This window comes from Nevskiales bacterium (assembly GCA_035574475.1).
GTDB lineage: Bacteria > Pseudomonadota > Gammaproteobacteria > Nevskiales > DATLYR01 > DATLYR01.
This window is the reverse complement of sequence record DATLYR010000238.1, coordinates 1-18,443: the sequence shown is the minus strand read 5'-3', so window position 1 is coordinate 18,443 and position 18,443 is coordinate 1. Positions and strand designations below refer to the sequence as shown.

Genomic DNA, 18,443 nt, shown 5'->3' with positions numbered 1-18,443 from the left:
CGATCAGCTTCACCGCAGTGGCGCGCTGGGCCCAGGGCCGCCCCGCCAGCGGCATCCTGCAGAAGGACCGCATGCAGTTCCTCGAACGCTTCGAGCTGTTCCTGGCGCGGCCGGGCTCCATGGTACAGACGCGCGGCTCGTCCAAGCCGCTGTATGACCTGCTGAAGGAGATGGAGCGTATCGGGCTGGACATCCACGAGTGGAGCATTCCGCACGCGGTGGAGGAAATGCTCAAGGCCGTCGCCAAGGAGCCGGCGGCGGGCACGCCTGCAAAGCGCGACGAGCCGGGGCAATAAAAAAGCCTGCCGGTTGCCCGGCAGGCTGTGGGGGGTGGCTTCCGCGCTCAGGGAGGGGAAACGCGGTCGCCGTGTTCACCTTTGCAGTGAACGCCGTCAGATTAATAGAGTGACCTGAATTCAACCTGAATGTTGCCTGTCGCCATTCGACGACAGCCGAGTCATCGCACATTAAAAAACCCGCCGGGATGATCCGGCGGGTTTGCCTGTCCGGCGCAGTGCAGAGGCGTTGCATGCCTGCCACCGGCTGACCTTTGTGCGGAGGGGCCTAGCCCCGCAACCGCGATGACAGGCTAAGCGATGCGCCCTGAACCGGGTCTTAACGGCATGGTTTGACGGCGGTTCGCCGCGTGCTTAGCGTCTGGGCATGATCTTCCGCCGCGCCTGTTTGCTTCTGACGCTGTGTGCGCTGCCCGGAACGGGCCGTGCCGATGCCGCGCTGCCCGAGGGCTTTGTCTACCTGGAAGCGGTCGCGCCCACGATCCGGCAGGACATCCGCTATCACGGTCGCGAGAACTTCCTGGGCGCGCGCGTGGACGGCTACGACGCGCCGCGCTGCATTCTCACCCGTGCCGCGGCCGAGGCGCTGGCGCGCGTGCAGGCGGAACTGCAGCCGCAGGGACTCTCGCTCAAGGTCTTCGACTGCTACCGCCCGCAGCGTGCGGTCACACACTTCCTGCGCTGGGCGCGCATGCCGGATGACCCCGCGCTGCGTACACGCTACCATCCGAATCTGAGCAAGGCGCAGCTGCTGCGCGAGGTCTATATCGCCGACCGCTCCGGCCACAGCCGCGGCAGTACCGTGGATGTCACGATCGTGCGGATCACCCCCAGCCCTACCCTCCCCCGCGCGCGCTGGAGGACCATGGCGAAGGCATCCGCCGGCCATGACGGCTGCGAACCCGAGGCTGCCCGACGCGACGGCGCACTGGACATGGGCAGCGGCTTCGACTGCTTCGACCCGGTTTCCCACACCGACAGCCCGGCGGTCACGCCGGCGCAGCGCGCCAACCGCCAAATGCTGAAACGGCTGATGGAACGCCAGGGCTTTCGCAACTACGCACGCGAGTGGTGGCACTACACGCTCGCGCAGGAGCCCTTTACGCGGCAGTACTTCGATTTTCCGGTACGCTGACGCCGTCTGACGCGGCGACATGCTCGAGGATGTGGCGCGCCAGCCGCGGCAACAGCGGCGGCGGCAGATCGTGGCCCATGCCGGGGATGACCTCGAGCCGTGCATGCCGGATGTGCTGCGCGAGATCGTGCGCGGCCGCCACCGGCACCAGCGGGTCCTCGCGGCCGTGCAGGATCAGCGTCGGGGCGGCAATGCGGCGCAGCAGCGGCACGCGGCTGGGCGAGGCAAGGATCGCCAGCGTCTGCCGCGCCAGCCCCTGCGGGTAGAGGCTGCGGTTGAAGCTGCGCTCCACTTTTTCGCGCAGCGCGGATTCCTCGGCCGGATACTGCGGGCTGCCGATCAGCCGCCAGGTTTCCATCGAGTGCCGGATCAGCGATTCGCGATCCAGCCGCTGCGGCCGCTTCACCAATCGCAGACGGATCTTGAGGCTCGGGCCCGGCAACCGCGGGTTGCCGCTGCTGGTCATGATCAGGGTCAGGCTGCGGACGCGCTCCGCGTGCCTGGCGGCCAGGATCTGCGCGATCATGCCACCCATCGAGCAGCCGACCACATGCGCGCGCGCCAGACGCAGCCCGTCCATGAGCCCGAGCGTGTCCTGCGCCATGTCGTCGAGCGTATAGGGTGCGCGCACCGGCAGGCGCAGCGTCGAGGCGATGGCGGCGCGCATGAGACGCGGACGGCCGGCGTGTTCGAGCTTGCTCGACAGGCCGACGTCGCGGTTGTCGAAGCGGATGACATGGTAACCGGCCTCGGCCAGCGCGCGGCAGAAATCCTCCGGCCACAGCACCAACTGCGCGCCCAACCCCATGATCAGCAGCACCGGCGGGCGCGACGGGTCGCCGAAGCTTTCGTACTCGAGGTGGAGGCCGTTGGCGCGAACCTGGGGCATCTGACAGCCGAACCGTGAACCTGTCCAGATTCTGACAATGTGCAGGGAGTCTGTCATCCCGCGCAAGCGGGGATCCCGTCATGACACAGCGCTTTACCACTGGATTCCCGCGCTCGCGGGAATGACAAGACTCAGGCCAGCCGGCCGTACAGATCGTAGTCGTCGGCCGACGTGATCCTGACCTTCACGATCTGACCCGGGCGCAGGCCGGCGCCGTTCTCGATGATCACGCTGCCGTCGATGTCCGGCGCATCGGCATGGCTACGGCCGATTGCCTGCGTGCCCTCGATCGCGTCCACCAGCACCTCCAGCGTGAGCCCGCGCTTGCGTTGCAGGCGCTCGGCGCTGATCTGCGCCTGCAGCTCCATGAAGCGCCCCCAGCGGTCCTGCTTGACCGCGTCCGGCACCGGATCGGGCAGCGCGTTCGCCGCCGCGCCCTCCACCGGCGAATACTGGAAGCAGCCGACGCGATCGAGCCGGGCCTCGGCCAGCCAGTCGAGCAGCAGCTGGAAATCGTCCTCGGTCTCGCCGGGGAAGCCGACGATGAAGGTGCTGCGCAGCGTGAGTTCCGGGCACTGCTCGCGCCAGCGGCGGATGCGCGCGAGCGTGTCCTCGGCATGCGCCGGGCGGCGCATGAGCTTGAGAATGCGCGGGCTGGCGTGCTGAAAGGGGATATCCAGGTAGGGCAGGATTTTCCCCTCCGCCATCAGCGGAATGATGCGGTCCACATGCGGGTAGGGATAGACGTAGTGCAGCCGCACCCACACGCCGAGCGCGCCCAGCGCCTCGCACAGGGCCTGCAGATCGCTGCGCAGCACCTGCCCTTTCCAGGCGTCGTTCTCGTAGTGCAGGTCGGCGCCATAGGCGCTGGTGTCCTGCGAGATCACCAGCAGTTCCTTGACGCCGGCGGCAACCAGGCGCTCGGCCTCGCGCATCACCTCGCCGAGCTTGCGGCTGGCCAGCTTGCCGCGCATCGAGGGGATGATGCAGAAGCTGCACTTGTGGTTGCAGCCCTCGGAGATCTTCAGGTAGGCGTAATGGCGCGGCGTGAGCTTGATGCCCTGCGGTGGCACCAGGTCCAGGAACGGGTCGTGCGCCGGCGGCAGGTGCTCGTGCACCGCCGCCACTACCTCCTCGTAGCGCTGCGGGCCGGTCACTTTCAGCACCTGCGGATGCTGCGTGCGGATGAGGTCGGCCTTGGTCGCGCCCAGGCAGCCGGTGACGATCACCCTGCCGTTCTTCGCCACGGCCTCGCCGATGGCGTCCAGCGACTCGTGGATGGCGGCGTCGATGAAGCCGCAGGTGTTCACCACGACGAGGTCGGCGTCCTCGTAGGTCGGCGAGACCTGGTAACCCTCGACCTTGAGCTGGGTCAGGATGCGCTCGGAATCCACCAGCGCCTTGGGGCAGCCGAGGCTGACGAAACCGACCTTGGGGGCTTGCCGGGCGGGGGAATTCGAACCGGGGATGGACATGCGGCGCGTATTCTACGCGGGCCGCGGGGGCTGTTCAAAAAACCGCCAGTGGCGGGCTTGGCCTTGCCGGCCGGGCGTGAAATACTGCTCAAAACATGCAAAAACACCGGAGAACCCGCATGCGCCGACCCGTGCCGGGCCAACTCAACCGCCGTGAACTGCTCAAGCTCGCGGCCAGCACTGCGGGTCTGGCCATGCTGCCCGGCGGTCTGCGTGCGGAAGGCAGCGGCACACCAGTCACGGCGCGGCCGCCGGAGTGGCGCAACTGGTCCGGCAGTCAGGTCTCGCACCCGCGTGCCTGGCTCGCGCCCGCCGACGAGGCCGAGCTGATCGGTCAGCTCAAGAACGCCGAGGGCAACATCCGCGTCACCGGTGCGAGCCACTCCTTCAGCGCCCTGTGCACCACCGACGACACGCTGATCTCGCTCGACAGGCTCAGCGGCATCGTCAGCCACGACAAGAACAAGCTGCAGGCCACGGTCTGGGCCGGCTCGCGGCTGCGCGACCTCGGCGCGCCGCTCTGGGACATCGGCCAGGCCTTCATCAACCAGGGCGACGTCAACCCGCAGTCGGTGGCCGGCGCCTGCGGCACCAGCACGCACGGCACCGGCATCACGCTCGGCTCGTTCTCGTCGGTAGTGCGCGGCGCGCGCATCGTCACGCCGCAGGGTGACGTCATCGAGTGCGGGCCGGGCCGCGACAGCGACGTGTTCCACGCCGCCTGCACCTCGCTCGGTGCGCTCGGCATCGTCACCCAGATGACGCTGCAGAACCGCGGCACCTACTTCCTGCACGAACGCGAATACGTCGAGGACCTGGACAGCGTGCTGGGCAAAATGGCGGAGTACGTGGCCGACAACCGCCACTTCGAGTTCTGGGCCTTCTTCGGCACCGACAAGGCGCTGGTCAAGATCCTCAATGAGACCGACCGCGAGCCGACGCCGCCGCCCGCCATCCCGCTGCCGGTGGATGCGGTGCTCAAGGCGGCGAGCGAGATCGCGCATCGCCTGCCGGCGCTCGACGACAGCATGCAGAAGCTGCTCACCGCACTGCACACCCCGACCGACCGCGTGGGCCGTTCCTACGAGATCTTTCCCAGCCCGCGCAACGTGCGCTTCAACGAGATGGAGTACGAGATCCCGGCCGCGAAGGGGCCGGAGTGCCTGCAGGAAATCCTCGCGACGGTGCGCGCCCGCAACATCAATACCCTGTTCCCGCTCGAGTACCGCTACGTCGCCGCGGATGACAGCTGGCTGTCGCCGTTCTACGGTCGCGCCAGCGTCTCGATCTCGATCCACCAGTACCACACGGTGGACTACCGGCCACTGTTTGCGGTGGTGGAACCGATCTTCCGCAAGTACGAGGGACGGCCGCACTGGGGCAAGCTCCACACCCTCACCGCGCGCGAACTCGCGCCGCTGTATCCGCGCTGGGACGACTGGCAGCGCGTGCGCCGCCGGCTCGACCCGCGCGGCCGCCTGCTGAACCCGCACCTGCGCGAACTGTTCGGCGAACCGGCCCGGGTGGCATGAAGCGCCGCCGCTTTCTGCTCGGCGCCGCCGGGCTGGCCCTGCTCGGAGCCGGCGTCTGGCTGCGGCCGCGCGCCAGCGGTGCGCCCTACAGCGACTACTTCCGCGCCCTCAACGAAGAGCTGAAGCGCAACGGCCCGATGCGGCCCTGTCTGGTGCTCGACCTCGACCGGCTCGACCACAACATCGCCGTCCTGCGCCAGTCGATCCGCGCCCCCAAGCACTACCGCGTGGTGGCCAAGTCGCTGCCCTCGGAAAAGCTCATCGGCTATGTGTTCGACAAGGCGCAGACCGACCGGCTGATGGCCTTCCACCAGCCCTTCCTCAACGCCGAGGCGCGCGCCTTCCCGGACGCCGACATCCTGCTCGGCAAACCGCTGCCGGCGCGCAGCGCGCAGATCTTCTACCGCGAGCACCGGGGCCGCTTCGATCCCGCGCGCCAGCTGCAATGGCTGATCGATACGCCGCAGCGCCTGCAGCAATACCTCGAACTGGCGCAGGCGCTGGGCACGAGACTGCGCATCAACCTCGAGATCGACGTCGGCCTGCACCGCGGCGGCGTCGCCGACACCGGGGCGCTCGACACGATGCTGGCGCTGATCCGCGCACATCCGGCGCGGCTCGAGTTCGCCGGCTTCATGGGCTATGACCCGCACGTGGTCAAGCTGCCGCGCCTCGCCGGCAGCCGCGCCGAGCTGTTCGCGGCGGTGCTGCACCGCTATCGCGGCTTCGTGGACTACACACGCGAGCAGTATGCGGACCTGTGGTCCGAGAACGTCACGCTCAACGGCGCCGGCAGCCCGACCTACCGCCTGTACGAGCACGACACCCTGCTCAACGACCTGTCGGTGGGCTCGGCGCTGGTCAAGCCGACCGACTTCGACCTCGACACGCTGGCGGCGCACGTGCCGGCGCTGTTCATCGCCACGCCCGTGCTCAAGACCACCGACGGCCTGCGGCTGCCGGAGCTGGACGGCCTGTCGCGTCTGGCGCGCGGCTGGGATCCCAACCGGCGCAGGGGCTTTTTCATCTATGGCGGCTACTGGAAGGCCCGGCCAGAATCTCCTGCAGGGCTGCAAACCAGCGGCCTGTACGGACGCAGCTCCAACCAGGAGCTGCTGACCGGGTCCGCCGCGATCGACCTGGCGCCCGACGACCAGGTATTCCTGCGGCCGACCCAGAGCGAGGGCGTGATGCTGGAGTTCGGCGATCTGGTGGTGCTGCGCGACGGCAAAGTCGTCGATCACTGGCCGGTGCTGGCATCCACCAGTCCCTAGCCAGTCGATGAAGCTGATCCCCGAGTTCGAGGTTTCCAATCGGCTCGCCCTGGTCTGTGGGCTGTTCGTGTCGGTCTGGGCGCTGCTGGTGCTCCTGTCCTGGCACGCCGGCAACCTCGAGCTGGCGCGCCTGTACGGCCCCTGGGAACCCATGCCCTATGACGCCGCCCTGGGTCTGCTGCTGTGCGGCGCCGGCCTGATCGGCGCCAGCCTGGGCAGCTGGCGGCTGGCCATCGGCTGCAGCCTCGTGGTGGGGGCGCTGGCTGCCTATGCCCTGGCCATCCACGTGTTCGGGCTCGACCCGGCCGCGCTGGCCATGCTGATTCCCGCGGCGGAAAAGGAGGCGGCCACGACCGGCCGGATGACGGCCAACGTCACCGGCGCGCTATTCCTGTGCGGCCTGATGCTGGTCACCATCGGCTACGGACTGCTGCAGAAGGTGGAGGGCTATGCCTTCGCCAGCGTGCTCGGGCTGCTGGTGGCCGTCTTCGGCCTGCTGTCCCTGTTCAGCTTCTTCAGCACCCAGAACATGGTGGCCAACTGGCGCCAGCTGACGGCGATGACGCCGCCGGTGGCGCTGGGCTTCACGCTGCTGGGCCTGTCGGCGGCGGTCTTTCGCTGGCCGGAGGATGCCAAGGACAACGTCAACACCGACCGCCTGCAGAGCATGGTGATCACCTATGTCTCGGCCGGCGTGCTGATCACCATGCTGTTCAGCGCCGCCATCGGCCTTTTGCCACTGTACGAGCTGGTGCGCGCCGGCGCGCCGCTGGAGGTCCTGCGGCTGGCTGCGGGCAGCGACAGCGACGTCGTCACCAAGGCCGAACTGCTGGACAGCACCCTGCGCCGCCAGCTGGCCCTGACCGGCGTCGCCACCCTGCTGCTGGCCTATATCGGCGGCTTCGGGGTCTGGCGGCTGCTGCGGCCGCTGACCGGGCGCATCCTGATGCGCGCCGACGCGCTGGAGAAAATGATCCAGAAGGCGACCGAGGAGTTGGAGGCGAGCGTCCGGAACCTGCAGCGCTCGAACCGCCAGCTGGACCAGTTTGCTCGCGTGGCCTCGCACGACCTGCAGGCGCCGCTGCACACCATCTCCGGTTTCGCCCAGATCCTCGCCGACCGCTACGGCCCGGTGCTGGGCGATGAGGGCCGCGAGTTCGTCGGCTACATTACCGGCGGCGCCAGGCAGATGCAGGAGCAGATTACCGGCCTGTTGCAGCTCTCGCGCCTGAACTCGCGCGCCGAGCCGATGCGGGCGGTGGACACCGGCGAGGTCGTAAGCCAGGTGCTGACCTACCTGCAAAGCAGCATCGAGGCCGCCGGCGCCCGCGTGCAGCATGAGGGCCTGCCGACGGTACATGGCGAGCGCGCGCAGCTGGGCTTGCTGTTCCAGAACCTGGTCGCGAACGCGATCAAGTTCCGCCGCCCCGGCGTCGCGCCGCAGGTCGCCATCAGCGCCCGGCCCGAGGATGGGCACTGGCGCTTCGAGGTGCGCGACAATGGCATCGGTATCCCGCCCGAGCACCGCGAGGCGGTGTTCGAGCTGTTCCGGCGGCTGCATACCCAGGACGAATATCCGGGCACCGGCATCGGCCTGGCACTGTGCAAGGATATCGTGGAACGGCATGGCGGCAACATCGCCGTGGAATCGCAGCCTGGCGCCGGCAGCGTGTTTTCCTTTACCCTGCCGGCAGCGTCGACACAGCCGCAGGCCGCAGCGACCTGACCGGCCACGAACGCCGCCGCGCAGCGCGATCGAATCCACAGGGATCACGAGGTGAATGCGCCATGAAATCCGCCACCGGCACGCCATCGGACAAGATCCGGCTGCTGCTGATCGACGACGCCAAGCCCGCCCGGCTGGTGCAGACCTACGTACTCGAGCACGAGTTCAGGAACGTCAGCGTGACCGGCGCCGAGCAGGCGCCGCCGCTGGAGCAGATGCTGGAGTATGACGGCATCATCATTGACGAGCGGCTGGCGGGCGAGCGCGGCATGGACGTCGCCCGCCGCATCCAGCAGGAAAACTGGATGATCCCGCTGATGGTCATGACCTCGCTGCAGCCGTCCGACCCGGCCTTCGAGAAGGCCTATGAGTTCGTGGACTACGTGGTCACCAAGAGTGACCCGCCGATGTTCATCAACGCCATCCGCGCGCTCATCCGCCAGATCCGGCGCATCCGCGCGGCCAACCTGTCGTAGAACTGGGGTCAGAGTACACTTTCGACTTCTCCTGATTTTCGTGGGCGCCCCATCTTGCCCGGACGTACCCTTCGTTTGAGTGCTGCCTCTACCTGGTCCTTGAAGCGCTCTCCGCCCCATACTCTGTTTCGTATCGTCGCTTCCCGCAGCGCCTGTAGTTCATCCGGGCCAATTTCAACCTGGAATAGTCGCCGATAGGCTACGCAGCGTTCCTCTGCGGTTGCTCCCATGCCCAAGTAAAGCGGGTGATCAACAATCACCTTGTCGGGCTTGCCGAGGGCATGCCAACCGTAACTGGACCAGGGGTATCTCGCGGGATCAGCCACGATGCCCGCCCGTACCGGATTGAGCTCAATGTAGCGGTAGCAAGCCAGCAGATACCGCTCAGAATCGATCAGGCAAGCCCTGTAACGTCCCTCCCACAGGGTTCCAGTCCTGCGGTAGCAGGAGTTGACGTATCGAACATAACGACGGCCTACCGACTGCATCAGTCGCGGCAACCCGCCAGCATGGTGTGCGGTCGCCAAAAGATGCACATGGTTGGTCATCAGCACATACGCATGGACCGAGCAGTCATACCGTTGCGCAGCTTCCCGCAGGCATTCGAGGTAGTAGCGGTAATCGTCCTCGGCGAAGAAACAGGGACCCCGGTTGTTGCCGCGCTGAATGATGTGCTGGGGAACACCGGGCAGGTCGATTCGAGGCAGTCTGGCCATCAGCAATTCCTTTTGCTGAAGTAAGAGTAGTTGAGAGGTTATGCAAAGCGGTGAGAAAGTCTACTCTGACCCCAGTTCTCCAATGTCTTTATTTTGCTGGACGGGAGGATATACACTGAATGTGTTTCCGTCAGACACGGCGACCGGCCGCATGGAAAACCCGCCTACACTTTTGGGCATCCGCTTCCGGAGAGCGCCATGCCCAAAGTTGCAGAGAAAGTCAGCGCGTTCGGCGCGCGGTTGGCCAGCTTGCGCAAAGCCGCCGGCTATACCCAGACCGAGCTCGCCGAGGCGCTGGGGACCACCCAGCGCATGATCACCTACTACGAAACCCGCGCGGAGAAGGCACCGGCGGCGCTGTTGCCGAAGATGGCCGGGGTGTTCGGCGTGTCTACCGACGAGCTGCTCGGCCTCAAACAACCGAAAAAGTCCAAGGCGCCGGATACGCGCCTCACGCGCCGTTTGCAGCAGATCGAGAAGCTCGACCCGCAGGAGAAGCGCCAGGTGATAACGCTGCTCGACGCGTTCATCGAGCGCGCGCAGTTGAAGCAGGCCAGCCGCTAAAGGAGACCCGTTATGGCCACCGCCAAAGAAGCCGCGCGAGAAGTGCTTGAGCGGCTGCCGGAGAAAGTGTCCTGGAACGAGCTGATGTACCGGCTCTACGTGAAACAAAAGATCGAGGAAGGACTGAAAGCTGTCCGCGAGGGTCGCGTGGTGTCCCACGCCGAGGCCAAGCGCAGGCTGACGCGCCGGCGTGCGCGTTGAGTGGACCGAGCCGGCGCTCGCCGATCTGGCAGCGCTGCGCGACTACATCGCCGAAGACTCCCCCGCCAATGCCGAGCGCTTCATCGAGCGCCTGTTCGAGGCGGCGGCCCGGCTCGTCGCCCATCCGCGCCTGGGCCGGGAAGTGCCGGAAGCAGACGAAGCGCCGGAAGAAATCCGCGAGCTGATCTTCCGCGACTACCGGATTCTCTACCTGGTCGAAACCGACACCGTGCAGGTCCTCACCGTCATCCATGGTTCGCGCGAGATCGCGCGCATGGCGAAGAAGCCGTGGGAGTGAGGATACTCAAGGCACAATCCCGCAGCCCTCTTCGCTGCCCTCGAAGCGCCAACTGACCACGGTACGAGTCTTGGAATCAACCTCGAAGAAATACCTGCACGTTCTTCGGTACTCGTAGCCATTCTCAAAATTGCCGTTCGGCAAGGTTTTGGTGGAAATTAGTCGCGCCGGGTTTATGCCGGCTCTCGCGAGCGGAGCATCGATGCTCATTCCGATTTTGCTGTCCATGTGCGAATCCAGGGTTGGCCTGATGCCTGTGTGAGAAAGTCTACTCTGACCCCAGTTCTCCTGCTCGCCGGCAGCGCCGGCGCCAAGGACCGTCCCTGGCCATCGAACCTCAGCCGGTTGTTCTGCTTATGCGGCTGTCGGTAAGCATGCTAATGCGGAGCCGCTGCGGGCTCCATAGTCGCTTTTCAGTAACCCGGCGTGTTGCAGCGCAGCATGATGGACTGGGGCGGACGCAAGTAATTGCCCCGCTTGTGAAAATGGGGCATGCGCAGCACCTCTCAATCCGACTGGTTGAATACCGTTTGGCCGGAGGGATCGGCGGGCAAGGCTTACTGTGACCTCGCTCCCGCTCCCCGTCTTCACTCTTTGCTTATCGATTGCTCCAGCCTAATTTGCATATACATGCCAACTGCAACAATCAAAACCAACATGAGAGGCACGCCAATGCTGCGAGGCATGAAACCGTGCGTCGTCGATAGACCGATAAATAAACCAGCAACAGTAATGGTTCCTATGCACGCGCGAAACCAGCGCACTTTGAGAAAAAGCGACCTGGACCTTGAATGAACAAAGAGAATTCCACCAGCAATACAGAAAGCGGCCGTGATAGCGAACCAGTTCCCGGAAAATGCCATAACTGGCGCAAAAGAAGAGGCGCCCACCCCCCCAATAGTAAGCCCATACAATTCTTCACGACGGATCTTCATCGTCAGCACAAATAAGGCGCGGAGCATTCCTGCCTCGCGTTGTATTGGATTATCGCCCCCGTGCCTGTGCTATACAGGCTCATTGCGCCTTGAAGTACGGGATGCGAGCCCGAGAAAAGAATCCCAGTGCCTACATCCAGCATTAAGGGCCCAACATTCTCAAAGCTCGGGTTGGCAGCTGCTGCAGCCACGTTTGCTCCTGTTGAAACAACGCCCAAGCTGGTAGCCAAGCGCATACCACCGAACAACAAAGAAGCGCCACTACCCAGCCCCGCGAGAGTCCCAACGGCATTCAAGGATTCTTCCGCCGTTGCCGGTTTTAACATTGATGTTCCAGTTTCGGCAGCCGCAAGGGCCTCTCCAGCAACACCCTTCGGAACCCAGTACGCGGTTCCATCTCGCGCGTTCCGAATCAATGTGCACTCTCCAGGACAGCTTTCTCGAGTATTCAACGTTGCATGTCTATCGTCATTAAACGCCCTGCTGAAAGCTGCAGTGACCGCCCCATTTGCGAACTTCCCGCCGCCCAGTTCTGCGGCGGTGCCGCCGACCACGGCCGCCGCAATGACCCGCACGGGGCTCTGGCCCGGGTTATTGCGGTCCAGGCCATCGATCGCCGGCGCAAACGCCTGGGTCACGCCCGCGCTCAAGAAGCCCTCCTTGAAGCTGCCGCCCGACAGCTCACTGGATACACCGCCCACGATCCCATGCGCAATGATCTTGCCAAGGTGCTGTTTCGAGAAGGCCTCGACCGGTCCAAAGGATGTACCCACCGCATGGAAAGCGCCAGCGGTCAGACCGCTGACAAAGGCCTGGCGGACGTCGCCGTCGCTGGAAATCAGCCCGCCGGCAAAGCCGTTCAGGAAGGGGTTACCCGGCAGCAGGGCAAAGCCGATCTGGGTCAGGATCGGGATGTCGGCCGCCTCGCCGATGACGATCATCGCGATGGCGATCAGAATCTCTTCCAGGAAATACCCGCTCGGGTCGGTGTAGGACAGCGGGTTGTTGTTGACGTAGCTGTAGCGGTTCAGCCCCTGGGTGCTCTCCGGAAACTGCACGAACGGGTCCGGGCTGGTAAACCGCCCCAGGGCCGGGTCGTACACCCGCCCGTTCATGTGGATCAGCCCGACATTGTCCAGGTGCTCGTGGCCCGTATACCCCCGCGCCGTGCGGTACAGCCGCTCGTTGGTGTAGACGTCGTTCGGGTCTGCCGTCCAGTTGCCCGGCCGGCGTTTGCCGAAGGCATCAAAGCTGGTCCGCTCCAGCACCGCGCCCGTGGCGTCGGTCAGCACGTCCACGGAGTTCAGGTGGTCGCGGTGCAGATACTCGATGGCATTGCTGCCGTCGTTGTAGGAACTGCGGATGGCAATCACCCGGTTGCCCACCCGGATGAAGCATTTGCGGATGCGCGCAGAACCGTAGACGTGCTCTTCGTACAGCTCGCCGACGTAGTAAACGATCTTGCTGTCCGGCGGGCTGCCACGCGTCACCACCTGCTTGTAGCGGGCACGGTCGGGGCCGTAGAAGAACTCGGATTGGTTGAAGAACTGTTGATTTGCCTGGTTCCCCGGAAGCGAGACTAGCCCTAAGTCGAGTTTTGGTAAGGGCAGACTACTAACGCCTCTCGAAGAAAAATTGGCGCCTACGGTAACGATGTTCGGACCGATGTAGTCGCGCCCACGCTCAGACTCCCCATTGCGGGTACAGAGAAATAGGCCGTAGTAGCTGTAAACCGTGTAGACTCTAAAAAAATAAGTTCCGGGTTTCAAACCAGAAACTAAATAGTCTCGCGCCGTGCGGCTCGAAAAAATCACTCTGGTTTCGCTGAAGTCCTGCTTGGTAGATATTTCAACAAAAGTTGTAGTATCCCGGTTACACAAATTAGTCGGATCTGGGGGCGGCCCCGGATCGGACCAGCGGATTCTGAACATCCCGTCTACGTCCGTTGCGGGTGCATACATCGTGTTCACGACACCTGAAGGAATAGGACCAGGATCGGGTGAGTCGAACACATAGAATGTTGTATCGTCGTAACCCAAAAGAGACAATGCGGGTTTGAGTGGTGAGCTGACTTTTACGGTCGTGTACTGCGTAACGCGCTTGGGCAGGTTGTAGGAGGTCCACTCCAGCGCGCGGCCGTTGTCGTAGGTCATGTTGCCGTTGGCGTCGTAGCCGTAGGCGCTGCTGCGCGGGCCCGTGGTCGCCGCCACCGCATGCGGCCGGCCGAGGTAGCTGTACTGGCCGACATCGGACTTGTAGATGATGTTGCCGATGGCGTCGTACTGCAGGGTGAGGTTGCTCTGGCCGGCGCGGCGCGACTCGGTCATGCGGTTGAGACGGTCGTAGATGAAGGTTTCGCGCAGCCCGCCCTGGTTCTGGTCGGTGCGGCTGAGCAGGTTGCCCACCGCATCCCACTGGTAGCTCAAGGACTGCACCGCGCTGCCGCCGTTCTTGCCGGTGATGATGGCGTCCAGATGCCCGCGCGCCGGATCATGCGCACGGGTGCTGGACACGCCGTTGCCGAGGGTCTCCATCTCGATATTGCCCAGGGCATCCATGCGGTCCAGCTTCCAGTACAACGCGTTGTCGCTCGCCTGGCGGATTTCGCTCAGGTAGCCATAGGCGTTGTAGACATGCTTGAGCTTGAAGTTGTTGGGATAGGTCAGCTGCAGCGGCCGGCTGAAGCTGTCATAGGCGGTGTCGGTGAGAAAAACCTGGCCATCCAGTACGCGCCGGTTGCGGGTCGGCCGGCCCAGGCTGTCGTATTCGATGCTCTCCTCATAGCCCCCGGGCCCGACCACACTGGATAACGCCCCCTTCCAGCGGGTGTCATAGGTCCAGGTCGTCACCCCTTCCGGCTCGTTGCGCTGCACCAGGCGCCCGAGCCTGTCGTACTGCAGGTTGACGGTCTGGTTCTTGGCATCGGTCTGACTGGTCAGCTCGCCATACAGGTTGTAGCTGTAGTACCACACCCCCATGTCCGGGTCGTTCATCGAGACCTTGCGGCCGCGCAGGTCATAGCTCATCTGGCTGGTATTGCCGGCGGCATCGGTGACCGCGGTCAGGTTGCCGAAGGCGTCGTAGCCGTACTGGGTGCTGTTGCCCAGGGCGTCGGTGACCTTGACCGTGCGCCCGGCGGCATTGACCTCTTTGGTGGTGCTGTTGCCGTTGGGATCGGTCTGGGTGGTGATAAGCCCGGCATAGGCAAAGCGCGTGATGCGGCCGCTCGGCCGGTACTGATCCTGGGCCGATTCCTGCTGCACCACCCGGTCCAGCACGTCGTAGCTGTAGCGGGTCCAGTACGCGGTGTCGCCCGGGTAGTGGGGGGTGGAGATACGGGCCTTGCGCCCCTGGGCGTCGTATTCGGTCAGGGTCTGGATCCAGCCGCCGTCAAAGGCGCGCTTGCGGGTGCCGATCTCGCGCTCCAGCAGGTCCAGCGTCACCAGCGCGTCGCTGCCGTCCGAGCCCTGCTTGCGGATCGCCATGGCGCCGCCGCTCACGCACAGGCTGCCGCAGAACAGATAGCTGGTGGTGACCGTGGTGCCGTCCGGCCGGGTTTCCAGAATTGGGCGCCCGAAGGGGTCGTATTGCCAGGTGGTGCTCAGGCCGTTGGGGCCGGTCAGGCGGGTGCGCCCACCGTGGGCCGGGTCGTAGCTGTGGGTTTCAGCATGCCCCAGGGCGTTGGTGACGGTCTGCGGAAAACGCCCGTAGCCGTCGTAGACGGTGGTGGTGGTGCGCGGCGCGCTGCTGCCCGCCCCTACCGTGACCGCGGTCTTGTTGCCAAACACGTCGTAGCCGTAGCTGGTGGTCAGCGCCAGGCTGGTGCCGGGCTCGACCGTCTCGCTGGTCAAAAGACCAGTGCTGGCGTGATAGGTAAACGACGACACCCGCTTGCCGCTGCCGCCGCCGGGCAGCGTGTGGGTGACCTCGCTGCGACTCAGGCGCCCCAGAATCCAGTTGGCGGTGTTGCCGGAATAGGTGTTGACGGTGTCGCTGACATGACGGTCTTCGGTGAATTCGCCCTTGTGGCTGGCCACCGTCACGCGCAGGGCGTTGCCGCAACCGTCGTACTGGTAGTCCGTGGTCTGGTTTCTGGCCACATACGAGCCATAGCCGGTCAGCTCATAGTCCCGCTGCCGGCTGCTGGAAACGAAGGGAAACGGCGTGCCGTAACCGCCGCAGCTGGCCTGCGCCAGGCTCAGGGTGTTGCTCAGCGATTTGAGCGTGCGCCCGGTGCTGTCGCGGCTGCTGGCGGCCAGCGTCATGCCGGTATAGGGAAAGTCCAGCCGGTATTGCGTGGTTTCGCTGATCCCCGACACCTGGTCGGTAGCGGTTACGCTGCCAAAGCCCAGCAGCCCGCGCCCCTGCAGATTCACCTGCATGTCGGCGTAGCGATAGCTCAGCGTGCGGCTGCCGCCGAGGCCGTCGCTGGCCGCGTGACTGCTGGTCACGGTAAGAGCGGCGGCCGCGGCCTGCTGCGGATAGGCAGGCGCGCTGCCGCGCGTATACAGCCCGGCCTGCGAGAGCGCCGCATGCTCCAGGGTGATGCTGGCGCCAAGGCCATTAGTAACAGCGCTCAGCAGATCCGGGGATTTGCCCCTGCTGATATATGCATGGCGGCTGCCGCTATGCGCTAGCGCGTAATCCATCAATCCATCAGCGTTCAGATCAGTGAGGGTTCCCGTTATTTCAGGATCCGTGAAGATGTTGAACGGTGGGGCCTGGGTACTGTCGAGCTTCCACCGGCAACTGGTGGTGGTGCAGGGATCTTGTGTGGCGATATACAGCTGCCGGGTATATCCCTCCTTGGACACAACCAGATCCTGCAGCCCATCGCCGTTCAGGTCGGCCAACATGCCAACACGTCCACCAGCGTCGCCATTAAGCAGTGCGTGAAGCGACTTGGGCAGCTGATAGGTCGCGTCCACCACCCAGCCCTGTCCCGTGTTGATATACGTTCTGGCGAAGTCACTGATCGACACGCAGCGCGTACCACAATAGTCATACGCTCGGTATGCCACCACGAAGTCGCCCAGACCGTCTCCATTCACATCGGCAATCTCGCCAACCCGAATCTTGGAGTCCGTTTCACGAAAGAGAGGTTCGGGCAGGTCCAGACGAGAATCGCGTACCCAGCCACTGCCGGTATTCACCCAAGTGGCAATAGACCAATTGCCACCACCGTTATCCACGGCAATTAGATGGTCTGGTAAACCGTCCCCAGTGATATCTGCAAGGTCACTCAAAGGTTCGTTATCGTCATTCGTCAAGGACACTTTGAGCGCGTAGGCTGAGGTTTCTAACCAGCATGAGGCGGCACAGCTGCCAGGTGGCTGGTTCAAGAAGGCTCTGTTGGTGGTGTAGTACGAATACACGAAGTCCACCAGACCGTCACCGTTTAAATCTATCAAGCGACCCAGCCTGTGATTTCCGCCGCTATAGAGGGACAGTGGCAGCTGGTATTTTGGATCGGGAGCGGAACTCCAGCCGACACCGGTGTTGATATAAGTTTTATTGTTACCGGCGCGCCCATATACGAAATCCGGCAGTCCGTCCCCGTTGATGTCCGCGAATTCACCGAGCGAGTGTCTTTCGCTATAGATACCCACTGGCAAGCGCCAATTTGGATCCAGTACCCACCCTGCGCTGCTGTTGATCCATGTGTTGGAATAGAAATAGCCATCGTGGTAGTAGGCTTGAATCCAATCGACGCGCCCGTCTCCATTGAGGTCTATTGCTTCGCTTTCGAAGTAGCCGTCATCATGGGTCAGATCCGCTGGCGGACGGAAAGCGGCGTCGGTGGCCGTACCAGGTTGCTTTTCTTGCCAGGCAAAGGTGGTGGGCGGCAGACACTGGGTGCCGGTGGCGTTGCTGGCACACTCGGTGATGGCGGTGATGCGCGAGCGCTGCGAGGCGGCGCCAACGCCATAGTCGATGCGATACTCGCGCACCAGCTGGGTACCGGTATAGGTCTGGATCGCGGTCAGCCGGCGCCGTGACTGAATCCTGCTGCTGCCACCGGCCAGATAGCGCTCGGCCACATCCGGACGCGCCAGGTCATACACAAACTGCACGCGGTTGTAGGGCTGCAGACCGGCACTGAGATTGCCGGTGTATTCGATCCGATCGACGTAGTGCTCCAGCGTCGTGGGATCGCGCTGATAAAACACGCTCAGATAATTGCCGACGGTGTCACGAATCTCCTTGACCGCCCACACGTACACCTCGCTGCGCCCGGGCGCTATGAACGATGCCCCCGACACGCCGCTCGGATCGCCGTAGGTGTAGATCAGTCCGGCCTTGGTGCGCACCTCAAAGGACGAGGCGGCCGCATTGATCGAGCCGGTCGCCGTGATCTTGGAGAAACTTTCCAGCTCGGTGCGATACTCCGTACCCGTACCCCCATGAACGCCGGCCACAGACTTCAACCGCTGCCCGTCCAGACACAGCCGGTCGTTGGCATCAAAATCGACCGGATCGATAAAGCCATCCTGGGCCAGCGTCGCCGGACAGCGCGTCAGGCTCGACAGTCCCGCCATCATCCAGCCCACGCCCAGAAGACCGTTGCCGCCCTGGCTCGAATAACGCAGCGCCAGCTTGGGCTCCATACCCGCCGTCCCCGGCGGCACCGAGATCGGAATCGAGTAGCTGGCGGCGCCGGTCGGCGTCACCTCAAACTGGCCGGTGATCGTGCCCGCTACGGTGGGGCCGAGGTACGCACTCGACTGGCTGATACCCAGCACCGAACAGGACAGGATAAAGACAACAGCAAGACGTGCCCGGCGCATTGCGCGCCAGCCAAAGCGACCAACCATGATGCCCCCCTCTGAATCATCCCTGTGACATCCATGCCGCAACCGTTGCGCTGCGATCCTTCATCGGTACAACCGCACCGATGTCACCCCTCGCTCTTCTGCAACACCGGC

General features: G+C 64.2%; 15 protein-coding genes. 9 read left to right on the top strand and 6 right to left on the bottom strand.

From position 1 onward, the window contains the following. Both VNJ47_14255 and VNJ47_14250 read left to right on the top strand, forming a co-directional pair. The coding region (locus VNJ47_14255; protein ID HXG29999.1) for a hypothetical protein at window positions 1–296 on the top strand (296 nt) is incomplete at its 5' end. Between the two features lie 367 nt (window positions 297–663). Next, window positions 664–1,431 carry a M15 family metallopeptidase gene (locus VNJ47_14250; protein ID HXG29998.1) on the top strand — a complete coding sequence of 256 codons (768 nt, stop codon included), beginning with the start codon at window positions 664–666 and terminating at the stop codon, window positions 1,429–1,431. Here VNJ47_14250 and VNJ47_14245 read toward each other — a convergent pair. Together VNJ47_14245 and rimO are read right to left on the bottom strand one after the other, a co-directional pair. Next, window positions 1,397–2,320 (bottom strand): alpha/beta hydrolase, encoded by a 924-nt coding sequence (locus VNJ47_14245; GenBank protein HXG29997.1) that lies wholly within the window; start codon window positions 2,318–2,320, stop codon window positions 1,397–1,399. The two genes, VNJ47_14250 and VNJ47_14245, sit on opposite strands and share 35 nt — an antisense overlap. Window positions 2,321–2,451: 131 nt before the next feature. Beyond that, window positions 2,452–3,795, bottom strand: a complete 1,344-nt coding sequence (rimO, locus tag VNJ47_14240; protein ID HXG29996.1) for a 30S ribosomal protein S12 methylthiotransferase RimO — start codon at window positions 3,793–3,795, stop codon at window positions 2,452–2,454. Window positions 3,796–3,914: 119 nt separating this feature from the next. On the opposite strand from rimO, the gene VNJ47_14235 reads away from it, so the two are divergent. From VNJ47_14235 to VNJ47_14220, 4 genes are all read left to right on the top strand, one after another. Continuing rightward, window positions 3,915–5,327: a D-arabinono-1,4-lactone oxidase gene (locus VNJ47_14235; protein ID HXG29995.1), complete on the top strand. Its 1,413-nt coding sequence runs from the start codon at window positions 3,915–3,917 to the stop codon at window positions 5,325–5,327. Beyond that, window positions 5,324–6,601: a DSD1 family PLP-dependent enzyme gene (locus VNJ47_14230; GenBank protein ID HXG29994.1), complete on the top strand. Its 1,278-nt coding sequence runs from the start codon at window positions 5,324–5,326 to the stop codon at window positions 6,599–6,601. The genes VNJ47_14235 and VNJ47_14230 overlap by 4 nt, the downstream gene beginning before the upstream one ends. Before the next feature lie 7 nt (window positions 6,602–6,608). Next, complete coding sequence (locus VNJ47_14225) at window positions 6,609–8,327, top strand: ATP-binding protein (protein HXG29993.1); 1,719 nt, start codon at window positions 6,609–6,611, stop codon at window positions 8,325–8,327. Window positions 8,328–8,389: 62 nt separating this feature from the next. Next, window positions 8,390–8,803 (top strand): response regulator, encoded by a 414-nt coding sequence (locus tag VNJ47_14220; GenBank protein ID HXG29992.1) that lies wholly within the window; start codon window positions 8,390–8,392, stop codon window positions 8,801–8,803. A gap of 8 nt (window positions 8,804–8,811) precedes the next feature. On the opposite strand, the gene VNJ47_14215 is transcribed toward VNJ47_14220, so the two are convergent. After that, window positions 8,812–9,519, bottom strand: a complete 708-nt coding sequence (locus VNJ47_14215; GenBank protein ID HXG29991.1) for a transposase — start codon at window positions 9,517–9,519, stop codon at window positions 8,812–8,814. A gap of 198 nt (window positions 9,520–9,717) precedes the next feature. On the opposite strand from VNJ47_14215, the gene VNJ47_14210 reads away from it, so the two are divergent. Genes VNJ47_14210 through VNJ47_14200 form a run of 3 tightly spaced genes read left to right on the top strand, consistent with a single transcriptional unit; the run spans window position 9,718 to window position 10,582 of the window. Continuing rightward, a complete protein-coding gene (locus VNJ47_14210; protein ID HXG29990.1) occupies window positions 9,718–10,083 on the top strand; it encodes a helix-turn-helix transcriptional regulator in 366 nt (121 codons plus the stop codon). 12 nt (window positions 10,084–10,095) lie between these two features. After that, a complete protein-coding gene (locus tag VNJ47_14205) occupies window positions 10,096–10,284 on the top strand; it encodes a hypothetical protein (GenBank protein ID HXG29989.1) in 189 nt (62 codons plus the stop codon). Continuing rightward, entirely contained in the window at window positions 10,274–10,582 is a 309-nt protein-coding gene (locus VNJ47_14200) for a type II toxin-antitoxin system RelE/ParE family toxin (protein HXG29988.1), read from the top strand. The genes VNJ47_14205 and VNJ47_14200 overlap by 11 nt, the downstream gene beginning before the upstream one ends. 6 nt (window positions 10,583–10,588) lie before the next feature. On the opposite strand, the gene VNJ47_14195 is transcribed toward VNJ47_14200, so the two are convergent. From VNJ47_14195 to VNJ47_14185, 3 genes are all read right to left on the bottom strand, one after another. After that, window positions 10,589–10,810 (bottom strand): hypothetical protein, encoded by a 222-nt coding sequence (locus tag VNJ47_14195; protein HXG29987.1) that lies wholly within the window; start codon window positions 10,808–10,810, stop codon window positions 10,589–10,591. A 359-nt stretch (window positions 10,811–11,169) separates the two neighbouring features. Beyond that, a complete protein-coding gene (locus tag VNJ47_14190; protein HXG29986.1) occupies window positions 11,170–11,517 on the bottom strand; it encodes a hypothetical protein in 348 nt (115 codons plus the stop codon). 2 nt (window positions 11,518–11,519) lie between these two features. Beyond that, the gene (locus VNJ47_14185) at window positions 11,520–18,332 is read right to left on the bottom strand and encodes an FG-GAP-like repeat-containing protein (GenBank protein HXG29985.1); all 6,813 of its coding nucleotides are present in this window, start codon (window positions 18,330–18,332) and stop codon (window positions 11,520–11,522) included. Between the last annotated feature and the right edge of the window lie 111 nt (window positions 18,333–18,443).

Bases quoted from the DNA above. Each gene is read 5' to 3' on its own strand.
- VNJ47_14250 (HXG29998.1), top strand. From the start codon at position 664: ATGATCTTCCGCCGCGCCTGTTTGCTTCTGACGCTGTGTGCGCTGCCC.
- VNJ47_14245 (HXG29997.1), bottom strand. From the start codon at position 2,320: ATGCCCCAGGTTCGCGCCAACGGCCTCCACCTCGAGTACGAAAGCTTC.
- rimO (HXG29996.1), bottom strand. From the start codon at position 3,795: ATGTCCATCCCCGGTTCGAATTCCCCCGCCCGGCAAGCCCCCAAGGTC.
- VNJ47_14235 (HXG29995.1), top strand. From the start codon at position 3,915: ATGCGCCGACCCGTGCCGGGCCAACTCAACCGCCGTGAACTGCTCAAG.
- VNJ47_14230 (HXG29994.1), top strand. From the start codon at position 5,324: ATGAAGCGCCGCCGCTTTCTGCTCGGCGCCGCCGGGCTGGCCCTGCTC.
- VNJ47_14225 (HXG29993.1), top strand. From the start codon at position 6,609: ATGAAGCTGATCCCCGAGTTCGAGGTTTCCAATCGGCTCGCCCTGGTC.
- VNJ47_14220 (HXG29992.1), top strand. From the start codon at position 8,390: ATGAAATCCGCCACCGGCACGCCATCGGACAAGATCCGGCTGCTGCTG.
- VNJ47_14215 (HXG29991.1), bottom strand. From the start codon at position 9,519: ATGGCCAGACTGCCTCGAATCGACCTGCCCGGTGTTCCCCAGCACATC.
- VNJ47_14210 (HXG29990.1), top strand. From the start codon at position 9,718: ATGCCCAAAGTTGCAGAGAAAGTCAGCGCGTTCGGCGCGCGGTTGGCC.
- VNJ47_14205 (HXG29989.1), top strand. From the start codon at position 10,096: ATGGCCACCGCCAAAGAAGCCGCGCGAGAAGTGCTTGAGCGGCTGCCG.
- VNJ47_14195 (HXG29987.1), bottom strand. From the start codon at position 10,810: ATGGACAGCAAAATCGGAATGAGCATCGATGCTCCGCTCGCGAGAGCC.
- VNJ47_14190 (HXG29986.1), bottom strand. From the start codon at position 11,517: ATGAAGATCCGTCGTGAAGAATTGTATGGGCTTACTATTGGGGGGGTG.
- VNJ47_14185 (HXG29985.1), bottom strand. From the start codon at position 18,332: ATGGTTGGTCGCTTTGGCTGGCGCGCAATGCGCCGGGCACGTCTTGCT.